Source organism: Candidatus Nitrosocosmicus agrestis (assembly GCF_008389435.1).
Classification (GTDB): domain Archaea; phylum Thermoproteota; class Nitrososphaeria; order Nitrososphaerales; family Nitrososphaeraceae; genus Nitrosocosmicus; species Nitrosocosmicus agrestis.
Window position 1 is genome coordinate 73,445 of sequence record NZ_VUYS01000015.1, and the last position, 16,730, is coordinate 90,174.

21 protein-coding genes are annotated in these 16,730 nt (G+C 32.3%); 7 read left to right on the forward strand and 14 right to left on the reverse strand.

Features of this window, described 5'->3' with window-relative positions; all coding sequences use genetic code 11:
• Nucleotides 1–43: 43 nt before the first annotated feature.
• The gene (locus F1Z66_RS10480; protein ID WP_149863569.1) at nt 44–436 is read right to left on the reverse strand and encodes a hydrogenase maturation nickel metallochaperone HypA; all 393 of its coding nucleotides are present in this window, start codon (nt 434–436) and stop codon (nt 44–46) included.
• A 389-nt stretch (nt 437–825) separates the two neighbouring features.
• Nucleotides 826–1,500 carry an archaeal heat shock protein Hsp20 gene (gene hsp20 / locus F1Z66_RS10485; protein ID WP_230207521.1) on the reverse strand — a complete coding sequence of 225 codons (675 nt, stop codon included), beginning with the start codon at nt 1,498–1,500 and terminating at the stop codon, nt 826–828.
• A 127-nt stretch (nt 1,501–1,627) separates the two neighbouring features.
• Here hsp20 and F1Z66_RS10490 point away from each other — a divergent pair, with 127 nt between their 5' ends.
• On the forward strand, nt 1,628–2,050 hold the full coding sequence (locus F1Z66_RS10490) for a hypothetical protein (protein ID WP_149863570.1): 423 nt from the start codon (nt 1,628–1,630) through the stop codon (nt 2,048–2,050).
• A 663-nt stretch (nt 2,051–2,713) separates the two neighbouring features.
• Here F1Z66_RS10490 and F1Z66_RS10495 read toward each other — a convergent pair.
• A complete protein-coding gene (locus F1Z66_RS10495; protein ID WP_149863571.1) occupies nt 2,714–2,902 on the reverse strand; it encodes a hypothetical protein in 189 nt (62 codons plus the stop codon).
• A gap of 378 nt (nt 2,903–3,280) precedes the next feature.
• Here F1Z66_RS10495 and F1Z66_RS10500 point away from each other — a divergent pair, with 378 nt between their 5' ends.
• Nucleotides 3,281–3,640, forward strand: coding sequence for a hypothetical protein (locus tag F1Z66_RS10500; RefSeq protein WP_149863572.1), 360 nt, complete (start codon nt 3,281–3,283; stop codon nt 3,638–3,640).
• 565 nt (nt 3,641–4,205) lie between these two features.
• Nucleotides 4,206–4,316, forward strand: coding sequence for a hypothetical protein (locus tag F1Z66_RS10505; protein WP_230207522.1), 111 nt, complete (start codon nt 4,206–4,208; stop codon nt 4,314–4,316).
• 176 nt (nt 4,317–4,492) lie between these two features.
• On the opposite strand, the gene F1Z66_RS15570 is transcribed toward F1Z66_RS10505, so the two are convergent.
• The 6 genes from F1Z66_RS15570 to F1Z66_RS10520 form a co-directional block, all read right to left on the reverse strand.
• Nucleotides 4,493–4,639, reverse strand: a complete 147-nt coding sequence (locus tag F1Z66_RS15570; protein WP_154670548.1) for a hypothetical protein — start codon at nt 4,637–4,639, stop codon at nt 4,493–4,495.
• A gap of 30 nt (nt 4,640–4,669) precedes the next feature.
• Nucleotides 4,670–4,801, reverse strand: a complete 132-nt coding sequence (locus F1Z66_RS16285) for a hypothetical protein (protein WP_255437918.1) — start codon at nt 4,799–4,801, stop codon at nt 4,670–4,672.
• Nucleotides 4,802–5,068: 267 nt separating this feature from the next.
• Nucleotides 5,069–5,230: a hypothetical protein gene (locus tag F1Z66_RS15575; protein ID WP_154670549.1), complete on the reverse strand. Its 162-nt coding sequence runs from the start codon at nt 5,228–5,230 to the stop codon at nt 5,069–5,071.
• Between the two features lie 35 nt (nt 5,231–5,265).
• Nucleotides 5,266–6,462 carry a Rieske 2Fe-2S domain-containing protein gene (locus tag F1Z66_RS10510; RefSeq protein WP_149863574.1) on the reverse strand — a complete coding sequence of 399 codons (1,197 nt, stop codon included), beginning with the start codon at nt 6,460–6,462 and terminating at the stop codon, nt 5,266–5,268.
• 102 nt (nt 6,463–6,564) lie between these two features.
• Entirely contained in the window at nt 6,565–6,936 is a 372-nt protein-coding gene (locus F1Z66_RS10515; protein ID WP_149863575.1) for a hypothetical protein, read from the reverse strand.
• A gap of 387 nt (nt 6,937–7,323) precedes the next feature.
• Nucleotides 7,324–8,382 (reverse strand): class I SAM-dependent methyltransferase, encoded by a 1,059-nt coding sequence (locus F1Z66_RS10520; RefSeq protein WP_201448566.1) that lies wholly within the window; start codon nt 8,380–8,382, stop codon nt 7,324–7,326.
• Between the two features lie 645 nt (nt 8,383–9,027).
• Here F1Z66_RS10520 and F1Z66_RS10525 point away from each other — a divergent pair.
• Nucleotides 9,028–9,648 carry an alpha-ketoglutarate-dependent dioxygenase AlkB family protein gene (locus F1Z66_RS10525; RefSeq protein WP_149863576.1) on the forward strand — a complete coding sequence of 207 codons (621 nt, stop codon included), beginning with the start codon at nt 9,028–9,030 and terminating at the stop codon, nt 9,646–9,648.
• Between the two features lie 85 nt (nt 9,649–9,733).
• On the forward strand, nt 9,734–10,735 hold the full coding sequence (locus tag F1Z66_RS10530) for an LLM class flavin-dependent oxidoreductase (RefSeq protein WP_149863577.1): 1,002 nt from the start codon (nt 9,734–9,736) through the stop codon (nt 10,733–10,735).
• A 637-nt stretch (nt 10,736–11,372) separates the two neighbouring features.
• Here the strand turns inward: F1Z66_RS10530 and F1Z66_RS10535 are convergent.
• Nucleotides 11,373–11,633 (reverse strand): hypothetical protein, encoded by a 261-nt coding sequence (locus tag F1Z66_RS10535; RefSeq protein ID WP_149863578.1) that lies wholly within the window; start codon nt 11,631–11,633, stop codon nt 11,373–11,375.
• 1,276 nt (nt 11,634–12,909) lie between these two features.
• Between F1Z66_RS10535 and F1Z66_RS10540 the strand changes: the two genes are divergently transcribed.
• On the forward strand, nt 12,910–13,089 hold the full coding sequence (locus tag F1Z66_RS10540) for a hypothetical protein (protein WP_149863579.1): 180 nt from the start codon (nt 12,910–12,912) through the stop codon (nt 13,087–13,089).
• Nucleotides 13,090–13,581: 492 nt separating this feature from the next.
• Here F1Z66_RS10540 and F1Z66_RS10545 read toward each other — a convergent pair whose 3' ends face one another.
• Nucleotides 13,582–13,803: a hypothetical protein gene (locus F1Z66_RS10545; RefSeq protein WP_149863580.1), complete on the reverse strand. Its 222-nt coding sequence runs from the start codon at nt 13,801–13,803 to the stop codon at nt 13,582–13,584.
• A gap of 145 nt (nt 13,804–13,948) precedes the next feature.
• Entirely contained in the window at nt 13,949–14,200 is a 252-nt protein-coding gene (locus tag F1Z66_RS10550; protein ID WP_149863581.1) for a hypothetical protein, read from the reverse strand.
• Nucleotides 14,201–14,536: 336 nt separating this feature from the next.
• Here F1Z66_RS10550 and F1Z66_RS10555 point away from each other — a divergent pair, with 336 nt between their 5' ends.
• Nucleotides 14,537–14,935 carry a DUF1428 family protein gene (locus tag F1Z66_RS10555; RefSeq protein ID WP_149863582.1) on the forward strand — a complete coding sequence of 133 codons (399 nt, stop codon included), beginning with the start codon at nt 14,537–14,539 and terminating at the stop codon, nt 14,933–14,935.
• 339 nt (nt 14,936–15,274) lie between these two features.
• Here the strand turns inward: F1Z66_RS10555 and F1Z66_RS10560 are convergent, their stop codons facing one another.
• Nucleotides 15,275–15,652 carry an SHOCT domain-containing protein gene (locus F1Z66_RS10560; protein ID WP_149863583.1) on the reverse strand — a complete coding sequence of 126 codons (378 nt, stop codon included), beginning with the start codon at nt 15,650–15,652 and terminating at the stop codon, nt 15,275–15,277.
• 128 nt (nt 15,653–15,780) lie between these two features.
• A complete protein-coding gene (locus tag F1Z66_RS10565) occupies nt 15,781–16,437 on the reverse strand; it encodes a PepSY domain-containing protein (RefSeq protein ID WP_149863584.1) in 657 nt (218 codons plus the stop codon).
• Between the last annotated feature and the right edge of the window lie 293 nt (nt 16,438–16,730).

Sequence of the window (16,730 nt, forward strand, 5' to 3'; positions counted from 1 at the left end):
TGAAGAATCATGTCACCTTATAAAAAGGAAAAATCGATAAAGATTATTTCACCTTAACTGCTCCAGATCCACAATTAGGACATCTTCTCTTGTTATGTTCATTGTTACAAGTCATACAAACAAATCTTAACGGTTCAGATCTTGGCGAATAAGGATTATAGAACAAAGTATCTGAAATGGATTGAATGAACCCTCTAAATCCCTTGTTCTTATTGTTTTTTTTGGAAATATCAGATATATTGATTTGATAAGAATGTCGAGTTTTTTTTATTCTAAATGTCTGTAATATTAGTATTATCCCCAAATATATTAATAATGATATCGGAAAAGGTAATGTAAAATACAGAATCATCCCAATTGAAATATATATTACAAACCACACAAAATAATTCTTATCAAGGCCATCAAAATTTTTGTAATCACCTATTTTTGACATCTCACACACTCCATTATTGAAGATGAATGAACAATATTTAATATGTCAAAACAAATAATTAAATTTTACTTTTTATGTCTCCACAGTTAGAGTCCAATTTAATATGAATGGTCCAAGTGCCAACCAAATATCTTAATTTTGATAATGGAATTATGATCGGGTTATACAAAATGTGAACTAAATATTGTTAACTTGAGGTCAGAAGATACTGGGGCAATATTGTGGTTATCTTAACTACTTCAAATATTAAAATAAATGGAGTTAATTTTAACGATAAAACTTTGCTTCAAAAATATGGCTCGACAATAAACCGACAGAGTATATCTATTTATTTGTTAAACTAGAAAAAAAGATGAAAGCAGGTTTTTTAAGTTTTTTACTTACATCTGCTAGTCAATTTTAATTTCTTTTCCTTTGAACTTGGACTCTTTTTTCCTCAAGTTAAAAGTTACCTCAAGTATCCCGTTGTTATAAGTAGACTTTGCAGTATCAACATCGGTTTCGTCAGGTAATTCTATCGTTCTATGATATCTTCTTTTTGCATCATTTGTTGATATTTCTACTTCATTATCATAAACGTTTATTTTTATATCATCCTTTTTTACTCCAGGTATTTCTAAAATAACTTTTACTTCTTTATCAGTAATAGTTACGTCTGCCAATGGTTCTCTTTCGGCTGTTATTTGGGGACCAATGCTGAAACCTGTGCCATTATGCCTGTTATTTCTCAATCCTCTTATTGGTGAATGTTTAATATTTCCAAATTCTGTTATGTGAGGTTTGCCATCAGGTCCAATAGTCATCGAATATCCATAGACTATTGGGCCAACCTCTCTGACCTTACTTCCATCTTCTGCTTCATATTCTCTTATCAATTCTTTTGGAGAGTTCTTTGATATGTATTTGAACTGATCAAACATATCATTCAGATCTCTTTCCATCTCTTCAAATTCACTCCATGGATCGATATCAAAGAAATCAGGTCGTCCACTTCTCATCCGACGGTGGTTACGATCAAAAAATCTTCTAAACCAATTAAAGTTGTCGTAGGGTAACATACTCATACTTTTTGATCACCTACTATCTATTATCAAAAAAAGAATAAATATTTTTCTGACATAATGTCATTATTATTACATAAAGTAAAATTTATATTTTCTATATTCAAATATAAATTTTGGTGATTTCATTATGAACTCAAGGCAGTTTGTAAATAAAATCATCCATACGGGCCAAGACCAAGTAGTAATGATGGTAAAATCGCTACCTAAATTATTGTCAGTTGGTTTTATCTCTGCACTAGCCGGGCTTCCTCTCGCATCCATTCCTAATCGAGGAGTTTCAGCTTATGCGCAACTAGCACAGTTACAAGTAACAACTGATCCATGGTATCAATCGTTAGAGATGGCTCGATCCAAAGTCGAAGCAGCTCTGTCTCCTGGTGCATTTGGAAACGGTGTTCCCGAGTTACACAACCTGTCAACAAACGAAATTTTGATAGCCTTTGGGGCATCAGTAATGACTGGTATTATTGCTTTCATGACTGTTAGAAAATGGTTATCCGGTATAATGTATTCAGGAAAGAAAGGTAGCACAATGCAGTATCAGAAATGAGTTAGAAGGTAGGCCTTTTAGTTGGAAAAAATCTTAAACTGATAGATAAGGTTTAAACCTTTTTTTATTTTACCTTCCATATATAAAAAAAGTAATAAAACATTTTTTTATTTAATTTTTTTCTTTGGTGGTGCAAAGGTTATTACAAATATCAATTGAATACATCAAGCAATCAAGGCAAAAATTAACCTCCAACCATTTCATTTGAGTATGCTCAAAGATAGAATGTTGTACAAGTTGACCAACAATTTAATCAATTAGACTCAACCTAGCTTGGTTTGCAAATGAAATAGTGAAGTTCCTTATGTATTATTCCCATTGTTTTTTTTGTATTTTTTGGTAATTGTATATTAAATAAGGAAAACATACCTATTCCTTTGATCAGTCATCATCCTTAGGGAACATATCAAAGGATCAAACAATATAAAATAAATAAAGGAATTAACAATGCTTGACTATTAAAACCTAATTTGATTGCTTATTTAACTAAAAAAATAATATATATACACACAAAAACAAATTTTAACTTTATGTTAACAGATTTATCTTAAATGATTTAGAAAATTGCAAATATCTCTTTGACAATATAGAATATAGGTGGTGATGTGAAAGGAATCATTCCAACACATAAAGCCATGAACAAAAGGCCATTCTTTTAGAAACCTATTTGATTGGATTATCTTGTGACGAATTCACTATTATCTCTACACATATACAAGTGAGGGCAAGATGGTCAGTCATACTTCTTGTTCTCGCTACCTTTTTCTCCAAAAGCCCATCTGCCCTCAACCTTTGATTCTCATCTTCATGTTCAGAGTTTTTAGTATCACAGTTATTTGAGAAATTTATCATGGAAATCAGTCAAAAGATCCTAAATATAGACCCACAAGTTTTCATCTTTAAGGATAAGTAGACATAAATTTATTTCGTGTGAATAATATTATAAACTAGATTTGGCTAAATCATAATATGAGCGAATTCGCATTCATAAGATTTCTAAGTTTGAGTCTCCTTACTGAAGAAGAAAAAGAAAACAAAAAAAGAAATAATTGAATGTACTGAAAAAGTATTAGATGCAGAAGGCATTGAATGCGATTCGAAAATCTCAAAGGTTTCTGAAGAGAAGCTGAAGGAAATTCTAGAGGAAGTAAGAAAGATTCGAAAAAAGAAAAGAAAGAATTACGATGAATATGAAAACACCATTACTGTTGAGGAAGCAAAAGAGTAAAGATGAGTAATAATAGGAATAACAAGAATAATAAAAAGGATCTCAGAAACGCCAAAAATAGGACGGCTGTATGGCCATTCATTGGCGGTATTGCTACAATAGCATTTAGCATATTGTTACTCACATTACGAACAATAATACCATCACTTATCATAATGCTAGTTGGAATATTTCTTATTGTTTATTGGATATACATTACAAAAACAAAAAGTCAAACAAAAAAGTCAAAAGTGGACAGAAGATGTCTTTGTGCGATATGCGAACATACAGAATCTAGTCAATGTATTCAACTAGAGTGTATATGCTGCTCAGTAGCCAAAGGAGACAAGGTTGTTGGTCATACCAATAATCCTTTACAGTAACAAAAAGATGTCATTTCACTAACAAAACACACTACGGAAATGATTAAAGATAACTTGAGGTTAATTTTGCATGACCGTCTATAAAAATTCCACTATGTCGAATCATTTTTTAATTATCAGACAGGAGTTCACGGTGTTTGGACGCTTGGGGATTAAAGTCCTCATTACATTCAGTTCTATAGTATAGTCATAACATAATAGATGCATTGGATTGAATATGACTATTTTGTTTAACGAATCAATAAAAAGATTTGTTAATTATCATAATCTGAATTTATCGTCAAGTGATAAAAAAATATGATCAAAGTGGATCATACTGCAATGCCTCATGCCATATTTAGTTCACCGAAGGTAGCAGGGGTTGGGAAAACAGAACAACAACTAAAAAAAACAAAATAAAATCAAATATCAGAAATCAATATATCCTTACATAGAGACTGGAATGGGCTTGGCAATAGAGGATAGACAGGATTTTGTTAAATTCCTAGTTGATAAGGAAAATTGAAAAATTCTTGGTGGTCATATTCTTGGAACTGAAGCATCAACATTAATTCACGAAGTATTAATTACAATGAGAACAGGTGATGGAACCATAGACAGCATATCAGATACAATACATATTCATCCTGCACTTTCAGAAGTCGTTGAAAGAGCTGCAAGTGGTATAGGTGAGTGACATATCTTCTTTTACCACTCGAAGAGAATAAGCTATATACTAAAGTGCTGCAATATATGAGGCATTTATAATTACTCATGAAATGATTAGTTTAAAAAACTTCTAGGTAGTCTAATCCCATATGTTCTTTTTTTAATATATCTGTTCTGTCCTCCATTTATTAAATAAGTCGTTAATTAATCAGTATCCACATCCTTTTCTTTCAATGGTGTCTCTTGCTCATAAAAGGTCGTTGTAGTTGATCCTGGTGCTTGTGAAAGTGTTTCGGTAGACTCTCCTCTATATTTGTTTAAAGGTACATCTTCAGAAATTTTAAATCGCAAAATATTTCCATCATAACTTGCCACCATCTTTTAAGGAATACAAAATGGTTCTAAATTAACTGATCCTCTTTGGGTAAAGACCAATCCATTTGATACACCCTGAATTTTACCTAAATCAAAGTTATTTAGACCTCTTACCTCTTTCTTATTGTATCTTTCCAACCAATGCTTACTTTACAAGAGTTTTGGCCCAAGATCCTATAAATAGAATAGATAATCCCATCTACATAATGGTAATATGGTATATTACCAATTATAATAAGATCATTTACGAATTCTCGAGTTAAATCCAATTTTCATTCTGGATATTAATTTACTTCATTTACAAATCACATGTTACTAATTTAATAACTATCTTATGCTTAATCGAAAATAAAGTTATCAAATACTAAATGCTAGCATATTAAAAAAAGACATTAACTAAATTCACTATCCGTGTTTGATTAAGGCTACATGTTCAATATATGGATGGTCATTATTTAAATAAAATGTTGCTAAAATACCATAGAAAGGATGACCCGGGTTTCTGTTCCGTTCACCGAAGGTCATTATTTCGGTAGAGAGGAAAGGCCAAACACGGAGCTGGCTCATAATAGCCTCTCTATCAACTATTGATTTCATTTACTCTATGCAAAAACGTTTTGATCATATCTGTTTTGTTTTACAAGTAATGCTATTTTGAAAGCACCCTTAATAGTCTTGGCCAGATCACTATACATATCATGATTTCTATATTCTTTTGTATTATGTGTATTCGCACTTAGGCTGGAGATCATTTTGTCATAATTATTTTCCATATCTTCAGCATACCAGCCTCTAGTCCAACCAACAAATGGGAATTTGCCAAATATGAATCCCAATTGCGACCAATATGACATCAGTTCACCTGCAACGTGTTGAATATTGTCCTGACCCCCCGTAATTATGAATGCAGCCACCTTATCTCTTATAAGATACCGATCATTCGTAATCATTTGATTTTGAACACAGTTCATTCTTTGAATCATCTTGTAATATAATGAACTTGCACTACCCCATCTTATTGGAGTGGCAATTACCACTATATCAGCCCAAAGAATTACTTTTTCATAAATTTGTATCATCTGATCTTCACTATCCCTTTCTGAAATTGAACAAGGAAAAATACATGCATTAGCGTTCTTTGAATAGTACCCCTCACAATGACTAAATTCTAATTCTCGAAGTTTAATCATGACCGTTTCTGCATTTAGTTTCTTCTTTGCGTATTCCAAAGCAAAGGTCAATGCATCCTCCGAGGTGCTTTGACGTGGCGCGATCTTATCATTAGCATTAGTAGTAGAAATCCCAAGAATTCTTATTTTTTTATCATCTACAGGAAGAATACTATCGTTGGATTTATGTATCAAATATTGATCAACCGATTCTTTTAGATTCAAATAATCTTGATGAGGTTGAAATATACTTTTTCCTATGTGAGAAGGAATAGAATTAACATATATTTTGCCATTTATTATTTTAACAGGATAAGAATTAACACTATCGCCACCTTCATGTGGAGATCTACCAGTCTTGACAGAATATTTCCATCCATGCCATGGACAAGTTACTACATCTCCTTGAAGGAGTCCTTTACTTAGCGGTCCTCCTTTGTGTGCACATAAATTAGAAATTGCGTAATACTTTCCATCAACATTAAAAACTGCTATTTGTGTAACTTTTTCTCTTTCGGTTTTGATAGAAAAACTCATTGACGATCCATTTTTTATGTCGGTGGTTAAAGCTACATAATGATATGAAGAATTATTCTTAGTATCTAATCCTTCATCTTCTCCTTCATTCACAACTTTTTATAAAGAACATAATATATCTAAGGGCATTATCTTTCCAATTTATTATATCAATCAAAAATCAAATACTTTAAAAAAAGGAGATGTATTTCGAATTTATCCTTGTTGAGCTGCTGCGTTGTTACGGGTGTTTGTTTGACTTTGAGAATTAAAGTTGTTACCAGAGCCTACCGTGTTTACACCTGAATCTACATTACTTGTTTTGTTTGAGAATTGTGATTGGCTGATGCTTTGGTCTGTAAAGTTGCCGCCATGACCACTTTGACCTAATGCATTGTTACCAGTGTTTTTTTGATGTTGGAAGCCTAGGTTATTACATGAGAGGAATATTGTTCCACCAGTGACACATCCAGCATTTTGACTTGATGACTGCTTTGCTTTCTTATACGTTGCAAAGACGTCATCTGCGGCTACCAGTGGACTTGCGAAAAGATCCAAAGCGACCACTATTGCTATTGATGCTATCACAAGTTTTTTGCTTTTGTTATTGTTATTGTTGTTGTGAATAATTTTTGTTTTTTACACATATTTGCTAACATAAAAAAATATATCGAATTTGCTAACTAGGTGCAATACTCTATTACATTGACAATTTTAGAATTAAGATATAAAATCAAATTAGCAGGTTTCTTTAACATCTCCCAGTACGACTAATGGTTGACATATTTTTTGCAAATTAGTGCTTTTTTTGATTGATTTAATAAATCGATTAGTGACAATCCGGGCGCATAGGAATCAAGGTCCCAGTGATAGTAAGCTTCCATCATATTGATGATCTTATTTTTAATATCAAAGATAATAAAATACGTTATATCGATAAATCTCTCGAAATAATAGATGCATCCACAAGATAGTTTAAGGCTTTGCCTCAAACACTAGGTTAAATGGGGTCTGCGTAGCCCGTCGGAATTTTGAAAACCCTGAAGATTTTATTATTTCTGATATTTTCTGTTCACCAGCCTGTGCACCCAAACCTGGACCATCTTCATTCAAGGAAGCAGGAACGCATACGATCGACGATACTGAATAGAATACCCTTCCAAGAGGATTTAAATTATCCTCAAGTTTATCATTTGCAAAGGGTTCTACTAACATCCAGGTGCCATTTTTCTTCCTTAGCGTTTCAAGTACATGCCTAGCTGCTCCCCTTGGATCACCCATATCGTGAAAGCAATCAAAGAATGCAACTAAATCATAATCATCACCAGGATAATCAGTAGACTTTGCCACATCAAATTTTACATTTTGAAGATTTTCTTTTGTAGCCAATTCTCGGGCCCTTTCTATCGAGGGTTTGTGAGAGTCAAATCCTATAAAATTTGAATTGGGATATGCTTTTGCCATTAATATTGTTGATGCACCGTGGCCACATCCTACATCTGCTACTTTGGCTCCACCTTTTTTGAGCTTGTCTTCAACAGAGTCAAGAGCAGGAATCCAGTTACTTGTAAGGTTTGCCACATAATTAGGTTTAAAGAATCGCGCGGTACCTTCATAAAGATAGTGATGATGATCCCCCCATCCTAGCCCTTTACCTGTTTTAAATGCCTCAATAATTTTTTCTTCGTCTTTAAAAAGACTAACTAATGATTGGTAAAAGCCTGCCACGTAAACCGGACTACTCTCGTCGGTAAGAGCGACAGCATGTTCTTCAGGAAGAGTATAGGTATCACTAGCTTTATCATAGATAACATAACCACCAGCTGCTTGAGCAGCCAGCCATTCTTTAATTATTCGCGGATGGGTATCAGTCTTTTTTGCCAACTCATCGGATGTTAATTGACCAGATTCTGCCATAGCCTTGAACAATCCAAGTCTATCACCGATAAAGGTTATTAATGCACCCTCGGCCGCACCCCATTCACTGACTACTTTTCCAATGAATTCATGCATCTTTGTATTGTCAATTACCAATCGTATTCAACCCTCCTTTATAGTAGAGGTAGTAGTCAGTAATTGATCGTATACCATATTTTGCAATTCATTTTTTCTCCCATCAATGGCTATTGATAATGATTTTTTATCCATCACAAAATAGGTAAACAAATGTGGAATAAATTAATGATGGTAATTTAATTTTAAATTCAAAGAATAATCCATAGATACCATCAATAATTTCTAGACGAATGATTTATTGTCAGTGGAGAAATCATCTCAATTCAGTCCATTAGAGTATTTTCTTATGGCCTTAGATATAATCACCACATTACAAAAGACTGTTTTTATCCAATGAGATAAAGTAACTTGTAGCAGAGGGTTCTATTACATAAAATGAATTGGATCTAAATTTTTTCGAATGAATCAGGAATAAAAGATGCTGGATACCACAGCCAGAGCTCCAACAGTCGCAAGAATTACCAGTGTATTACTATGTTTTTTTAGTATTAGATGAATTTCTCATATCAACCCTTTTCGAAAGTATTACAAAAGTATATCTAACTAGATGTAATGCTCTAATATTCCAATATATCTAGAAATAGAATGCGAAGCTATAGAAGAATTGATCAAACCCTATCCGGTATTGTATATATGAAATGCATGTAGTTTGAGATACAATAAATGAATCTTTTAAATGATGAATTTGTTAATGTACTAAACAGAGATGGAGAAGCAAATTATTATGGAAAGATAATGACAGCATCAGAAGCAAACACGTACTATGATTTGCTACTAAAGAACATAAATTGGAAGAATGATGAGGCATTCTATCATGGAAAGCATATAGTTACAAAGAGAAAAGTTGCCTGGTATGGAGATCAAGGTTTTCTGTACACTTATTCTAATACCACAAAACAAGCACTACCATGGACCGAGGAACTAATAGATCTCAAAATAAAAATAGAACTTATCACAAATTCGACATTTAACTCCTGTTTACTCAATCTATATCATGATGGCAATGAGGGAATGATCTGGCATAGCGATGATGAAAGATCCTTGGGAAAAAATACTGTCATAGCCTCTGTTAGTTTTGGAGCGGAAAGAAAGTTTTCATTTAAACATAAGAGCACAAAAAAAACAATCTCTCTGCTATTAGAGAATGGAAGTTTGCTTTTGATGAAGGGTGATACACAATCAAATTGGCTGCATTCTTTACCTTTGTCGAGTAAAATAAATCATCCGAGAATAAACTTAACTTTCAGAACTATTATGGAGCAATCATTTCATGATACTAAGTAAGTTACTTATGTAACATACACTAGTTAGCTACTAGTATATCTATTTTCATGTAAATCAATATTAATCACCAATTACGAGTTCTAAAATGCAGAAGATTCTAATTGGTATTCACCTGCCGGTTATGGGTTTTGATAACGCTAATGATTACAACAAAGAAGGAAAAATCAAATCGGCCAATACGCAAGAACAAATACTTTCAATTGTAAAAAAGGCAGAATTTCTTGGATATGACTCACTAAGCGTAAATGATCATATTGTTTTTAGAACTAGTTGGTTAGACTCGTTGAGCATATTGGCTGCAGCCGCTGCAGTAACCAACAAGATAAAACTTGGGACTTCGATACTGAACATAGTAGTAAGAACTCCAGTCATTTGTGCCAATGCTTTAACAGCCATAGACATTCTGTCATCAGGACGATTATTTGCAGCAGGAGTTGGACCAGGTTCATATAGAGGAGACTACGATGTATGTGGAATTCCTTTTGAACAGAGATGGGGTAGATTCAACGAGGCAATAGAAATTTTGCACACCCTTTGGAATTATAAACAAGCAGGACTAAATAATGCAGTAGACACCGTAGATTATAATGGCAAATATTACCAATTAGACAAAGTAGTTCTTGCTCCCAGACCATACCAAAAACCTCATCCTCCTATATTCATAGGGACGTGGGGAGAATCCGAAGCAGGCCTTAAGAGAGTTGCAAAATATAGTGATGGTTGGATGGCATCTGCTTATAATATTACACCACAAAAGTTCAAAGAGAAATGGGATATGCTTTTAGCATATAGGAAAAAGATAGGTAAAGATACCAAATCATTTGACAATTCCTTAATGTCAATGTTTGGTTATATTGATAATGATAAGGACAAAGTTAAAAAAAAGGTAAAAGATATTCTTTCTCCGGCATTAGGTAGACCATCAAAACAGTTGGAGGATTCACTTCTTTTTGGTTCTGTCGAAGAATGCATACAAAAGGTAAATGCCTTCTATGAAGCTGGTGCAAAACGAATACATTTTTGGCCCATAAGCGATTTTGATGAACAGATTGAAGTTTTTAAAAAAGAAATAGCTGGGATTTATTAAATAAAAGAAAACCAAATAACCTCATCAATTCAGAATAGAAAAGGACTGTGTTGCATAGATCATTTTAAGCACAAGAGCGTTTAACTTCATATATAGGATCATTTCAGTCTTTTTTCTGAATCGATAATAATTGAATTATATATTCTTGATCTTATTACAGGGCTAAAACGGTCCTGCGATTAAGGTTTAAGAGAATCCAAAATCAATTTGATTTGCGCGAAATGAAAACTATTTAGTTCCCCATACCTAATATATTTATATCACGTTTGGTATCATTAAGTTCTGTTATTCAAGAACAATGCTTATGTAGGTTCTATGAGAGAGAATCTTATTCTATGTCGAAGAATTTTACTATTCTTAGATTTAATTGCTTTTGTTTGAGATTAAGAAAATTAAATACGTGGTAGCGGGTTAGTTAAATATCATATAATTTTTGATGTAATAAAAATAACTACAACTTTATTTACTATTTGATATTTTTTGGGAAACACGATTTTTTTATTAACAGATTAAAGAAAGTGTTATATTGTTACCCCAGTTATAATGAAGTATAAATTTGCCATTCGGTAACTAAGAATTTTTTTTAATGAAAGATTAAGAAGTAAATAATAATTGATTTAAGGAAAATAAAAAAAAATTACTGTTGTGCTGCTGCGTTGTTTCCGCTATTTGTTTGACTTTGAGAGTTTAGGTTATTACCTGAAGCAGTGGTATCACCGCCAGATACTAAACCACTTTTTTGGTTTGAAGATTGAAATTGGCCTATGTCTTGGTTTGCAGTATTACCTTGAGCAAATACGTTCAGGGTCATCAACGTCGGACCCACAAGAAGTATGAACAATATCGCTAGAACTGTCGAGGTAATTAATGCTTTATTAACACTGAATATACTATTCATATTTTCATACAGTTAAAAAGTATATAAGATATATCTATAATTACTAGATGTGACTTTTTATACAGTATATGTAATTGTGAATTTGTACATTAACTTTCAAAAATTCCACAAAGAGAAATCTCAAACGGTCAGTAGTATGTAAAGGTAGTTGATATATATCAAATAATGACCATTGTTATCCATAGAAGACTAGAATAGTTTGATGATGAGGATATATCGATAGTATAATAAGTATTTCTTAAAAATCCCTTTTCTTAATTGGATGATAAATGGGTAGTGAACATTCATGGAGGCAGTTTGCTAAATTGTATGAGAAAACAAAACTCACGATACTATTTTTTTAATAAAATAAAATCAAATCGATAAATGATCTTCTTGAGATTATCTTGCCTTTAATGAAGGTCTATTTGTCAAAATCTGCAAAAATTCGAAAGTTTTAAGGTGGCAAATATTATTTGGCTAAGACTTGTATTGGAGCAGACTTTGTTCTCTCATTACTCAGAACCATCACCAAAGAATCGGTCAGTATTATGGAGTCTCTTGTCAGATAAAGTGCAGTATGAACTATAAAGTGAAGTTGCCCTAACTGCCAAGAATGCAAAAATATAATGCAATTGGATCAAGGTTTTGTAATAATTACGGAACAGTTTTGGATTATATTATAACAGATCAAAAAAAAATGTTTGATACAATGACATTTGATGCTTTCAACATAACCTCAAGTGAATCCATCTTGAGGCTTTATTAAATAGAATCTGTACATATACATTAATTAATATTGTATAAACTGTCCAATTTTATCCGGTTCAAAAAATCGAAAGAGATTTTATAAATTATCAAGATACTGATCGCGATGCTGGATACATCGATTTTGTCAAGGACAATGCCGACTGCCTACTAAAAGATGGTAATATTAATTATACAAATTATGGATATTACAATTCATACTTTAAGGCACGTAATTGAGATGCCAATTCCAATTCATGTAGTTGGGAATTTGATAAAAATAAACGTCATATAATGCATCTTAAGAATAGATAAAACAAATGTAATTTTCCTATATCATTTGAATTTGATGAAGAAAACCTTAATTCATAATTAAAATTCATGATGTAAATATTGAGAATCCACAATTGCTTTTTGATTTCTCAATCAACCAAACAATTTCAATTCAATTTCACTAATGAATAAAGGGTACAAATATGAATAATCCATAAATACATAGCTTTGAAATGATATTGTAATGGATTGTCCATATTGCTATTCCAAATTGATTTTGACATTAAATCGCAATTTGACAGAGGAGGAATGTACACAGTGTGACGGCATCCGGTTAGAGAATTCTGGCTTTAATGAACAAGGCAAAAAGTCTAGACACATATCTAAAGAATATAATATTATTGAAGATCGGGATGTGAAAGATGGCAGTTTTTATTACTATAAAAAAATAATATAGAGTAGAACTGTAAATAATTTAATCGGTTTTGCAATTGCATGATCATTTTACAATGTCAGATCTTTATGTAACATAATGTATTTTCAGTCATTTACCCACTTCATAATACAAAGAAATTAGAAATTAGAATTGGGGATTGTAACATCAAAATCCCAAGAACTCACAATAATCAAAACCGAGATCACAAATAGAACGAACATAACCACTGAATCTCAATTGCTCTAAATCCATATTCATTTTACTTGACTAATTCCATCTTTGTTAAATCTATTATTCCACTGATAAAGTAAAATGACCTCATAATCTGATTTTGCTGTATAAGACGCCTATGTCGAGTTATTTTGAAATAACTTAGTACTCTTTACTCTCGTTCTATAATTATTTGCTCTACACCATTTAGTTTAGGCACATGGGAATTTGATTCACAATTGATTGGAATAAGACATGAGATAATTGACGTAAAATAAATAATTGAGTAAAGAATATTACTAACTAGATTTTCTTTAATTTACTGATATTTTGAGCGATATTGCTACTAGCCCTATAGTGGGGCGACAATAGACCATTGTCAAACACCTTTGATTCGATAAATACAAGCTTTTGATTTTCCTTTAGATCTTTGAAGATGGTCTTTTCTTTTCTCATTATGAGTGGATTAACAAGCAAATGAAATTCGTCAATTAATGTTTCCGGGATTAAGGAAGCATCAAACAAGGCACTAGCGTAAACAAGGAGACCCTGTCATCTTGGCCCTTTAACTTGTTTTGTAATTTCTTTCTTTATATTGCTTGTTGCCATTTCAGTGTTAGGTCACTAGGATTTATTTAGTTTATTAGAAAAATAATTTTTGGTATTTCCATCATTTTTTTGTGAATGCATTCATAGGGTCATTGAGTTTATCTGCAACTTCATGCCTATAAGGAATGAATTTATCCACTATTTTTCGTTGCGTACGAATGGTATCATATGAATCCACGATATCATTGAGGTATTGAAAAGAATCACTACTCCTAATTCGCCAGTCCATTTCATTGTTGGTCATGTGATACAACCACCTACTTACCTTAGTAGCTGATTCTGATTTTCTCGTAGTATTTTTGTTGGCGCTCATCCACTCACTTCCCTCCAATTTCCTTAAGGTTTCTTTTTTTTGATCTTATTCGATTTCATCGACTTAAAATATTTTTAAAAAAAAGTTAGCTATGAGGGAATGGACAAAGTTTTCCAATAAATATGAAGAGGATCAAAAGCATAGGACGAGTTATTAGAGAGATCAAATTTCTAAAAATTGACGGACTTTGATACGCATATAGCAAAGAACTCTATAAAATATGATATCAAATCTATTAAAAACTATTGTCAAGTCCTGTTTGTCCAAATAATATGTAGTGAAAGTATACTCTCGATCCCTTTGTCATATTTATAAGATTGAACCATATTCATTGGCATGAGTAATCCAATCAACTATAAACAAAGAGATCTCGGTGGATTGATTCAAATTGTTTTTATTCGTACCCCAAAAGATAAGCGTGAGGCTTTGGCAAGGATTGGCAAGCAAACTGATAATTTTTTCAGAAAGCATGGCGTATCAAAATATGTTTATAGGTTGAATTTAAGAGAAAACACGATGGATTTTGTAAATATTTCAAAAATTATTTCTGCTAATGAAGACGAAGATGTAAATTTAGAAATATTATCCTATAGAGATGCCGAGCATGTAGAACAAGTTATGAAGGCTATGAAAAGCGATAAAAAGGCTAATGAATGGTATAAAGAATCTATGGAAATAATTACGCCTGGATCAATAGTGTTTGGAGATTTTAGTGGCATCAAAGAAAATCCATAAATCATTAATTCCTGTTCTGTAATTTTTTAATCCAGGGAACAAGATAAATATTTAGTAGTTTTACTAATTTTTATCCTCTATAGAGTAGATTCAGAGAAACCATTCCAAAGTGAAATAGAATTTGATTTAATTTGTCATAATCGTCTTGAAAAAGGGTCCAAATCGAGTCGAAATATCATTATTAAAAATATAATATCATATAGTTTGAGTGTATTGAGATACATTCAATATTGAAAAGAATCTAATTCTAGTTTACGAATTAAATGGAAAATGACAAAATTGTATGATTTGAAAATAAAGGATTAGGAAACAAGAATTATTAGAAGATTTTAAAGAGTGTCAGGGATCACCATCCTGTATATCTTGTTTCATATGTGTATAGTCATCTTTAGTAATTTCTCCTTTTGCATATCTATCGTTTAATATTTTAATGGCGCTATCTTTGCTTGAATGGCCATAATAATATCTTGAAGTATATCCACATCTATTTGACCAGAACAGCCATCTTGAAATGAGTATTATTATTATGATAAAAAACAATACTCCAAAGAATCCGAAGTGGATGGGAACGAATCCAAATCCTGGTGTGTGACCCGAATTGGATCCATAGTTTGTGAATGTGGTGGCGACTATTCCTATACCAATTAACAATAACAATCCTATGATTGCAATTCCAATCCATTTTGAAATTTGACTTGATGTATCGTTGCTACTCAAGAATCACAACCATCCTGGACTATTAATTATACTAGAACCACAAAATACGTGATATGGTCTAACATTTCTTCTTATTTTGAAATTTGTTTTGTTCACTCTTTTTTATCAACCTCTTATTATTCATTACTTTATTCTAGTAGGTCCCCATGATGGAAGTTATCAGAAAACCATCCATGATTTCCGACTGTGTTATTGTGACCATAAGAACCCGTTAATTTGTTAAACCAGGATCCTAGACCAAATCCATTCCATTCGTGTCCTTGATCATGTCCTCCGTAGAATTTTTGGAATCTGTTGTGGTCACCAAAATAACCGTGGTCGATCGGTTTAGAAGTTGGCTTTCCCTCTGATATGTATAACACCGAACCATTTCCAGGATCCACATACACATAGTATTCTTTTTTTGCATTGTAATCTATTCCTGTGAAACTATAGACCAGAGATCCCTGTTTTACATTTAACTTTCCCTCAAGTATGGAGATATTCTTATTGTCACTAAACTGGCCTTCTGCAATGTATGCTGCATCTGCAAACGAAACATTCATGCTATTTCTAATGGCTACATGTGACTTTTCAAATACATTGACTGATCCGTTTAACTGAGGGATTGAATCTCTTGATTTATTTATCTCAATAGTGCTGTTAGCATTTTGATTAAGCGAAGCTGCTACCATGGAGTTTACTGGGTTAATAAGAAATATTCCAGTAATTATGATGGAAGATACTAGAACCCCAAATAGTATCTCTTTTTTTCTTGATTTGTTTTTTGCATAATTGTTTTTCATTTAGTAATATTTCTCTCCGATAATTATAACCATTGTTTATCCATGATACGTAACTTAGTTACGTGATACTATAAACAAGAAAGCAATTGTCTGCTTAATCGATTATGAATATGATCCCAAAGAATCAAAAAATGTAAAAATATAAGAAGTAAATTCAATCTTCTTTATCTAATTTTTCATCGACCTTTCTTTGCAACTCTTTGTATTTCTTGTATTTCTTATCCCACTTTGAAAGTACAAGCCATTGTCTGATGCCTATTCCTAACCAGACTAACACCACCATGACTGGAATT

Excerpts from the sequence above, each read along its gene's own strand:
- F1Z66_RS10480 (WP_149863569.1), bottom strand. The coding sequence starts at position 436 with ATGTCAAAAATAGGTGATTACAAAAATTTTGATGGCCTTGATAAGAAT.
- hsp20 (WP_230207521.1), bottom strand. The coding sequence starts at position 1,500 with ATGAGTATGTTACCCTACGACAACTTTAATTGGTTTAGAAGATTTTTT.
- F1Z66_RS10490 (WP_149863570.1), top strand. The coding sequence starts at position 1,628 with ATGAACTCAAGGCAGTTTGTAAATAAAATCATCCATACGGGCCAAGAC.
- F1Z66_RS10495 (WP_149863571.1), bottom strand. The coding sequence starts at position 2,902 with ATGATAAATTTCTCAAATAACTGTGATACTAAAAACTCTGAACATGAA.
- F1Z66_RS10500 (WP_149863572.1), top strand. The coding sequence starts at position 3,281 with ATGAGTAATAATAGGAATAACAAGAATAATAAAAAGGATCTCAGAAAC.
- F1Z66_RS15575 (WP_154670549.1), bottom strand. The coding sequence starts at position 5,230 with ATGAGCCAGCTCCGTGTTTGGCCTTTCCTCTCTACCGAAATAATGACC.
- F1Z66_RS10525 (WP_149863576.1), top strand. The coding sequence starts at position 9,028 with ATGAATCTTTTAAATGATGAATTTGTTAATGTACTAAACAGAGATGGA.
- F1Z66_RS10530 (WP_149863577.1), top strand. The coding sequence starts at position 9,734 with ATGCAGAAGATTCTAATTGGTATTCACCTGCCGGTTATGGGTTTTGAT.
- F1Z66_RS10535 (WP_149863578.1), bottom strand. The coding sequence starts at position 11,633 with ATGAATAGTATATTCAGTGTTAATAAAGCATTAATTACCTCGACAGTT.
- F1Z66_RS10550 (WP_149863581.1), bottom strand. The coding sequence starts at position 14,200 with ATGAGCGCCAACAAAAATACTACGAGAAAATCAGAATCAGCTACTAAG.
- F1Z66_RS10555 (WP_149863582.1), top strand. The coding sequence starts at position 14,537 with ATGAGTAATCCAATCAACTATAAACAAAGAGATCTCGGTGGATTGATT.
- F1Z66_RS10565 (WP_149863584.1), bottom strand. The coding sequence starts at position 16,437 with ATGAAAAACAATTATGCAAAAAACAAATCAAGAAAAAAAGAGATACTA.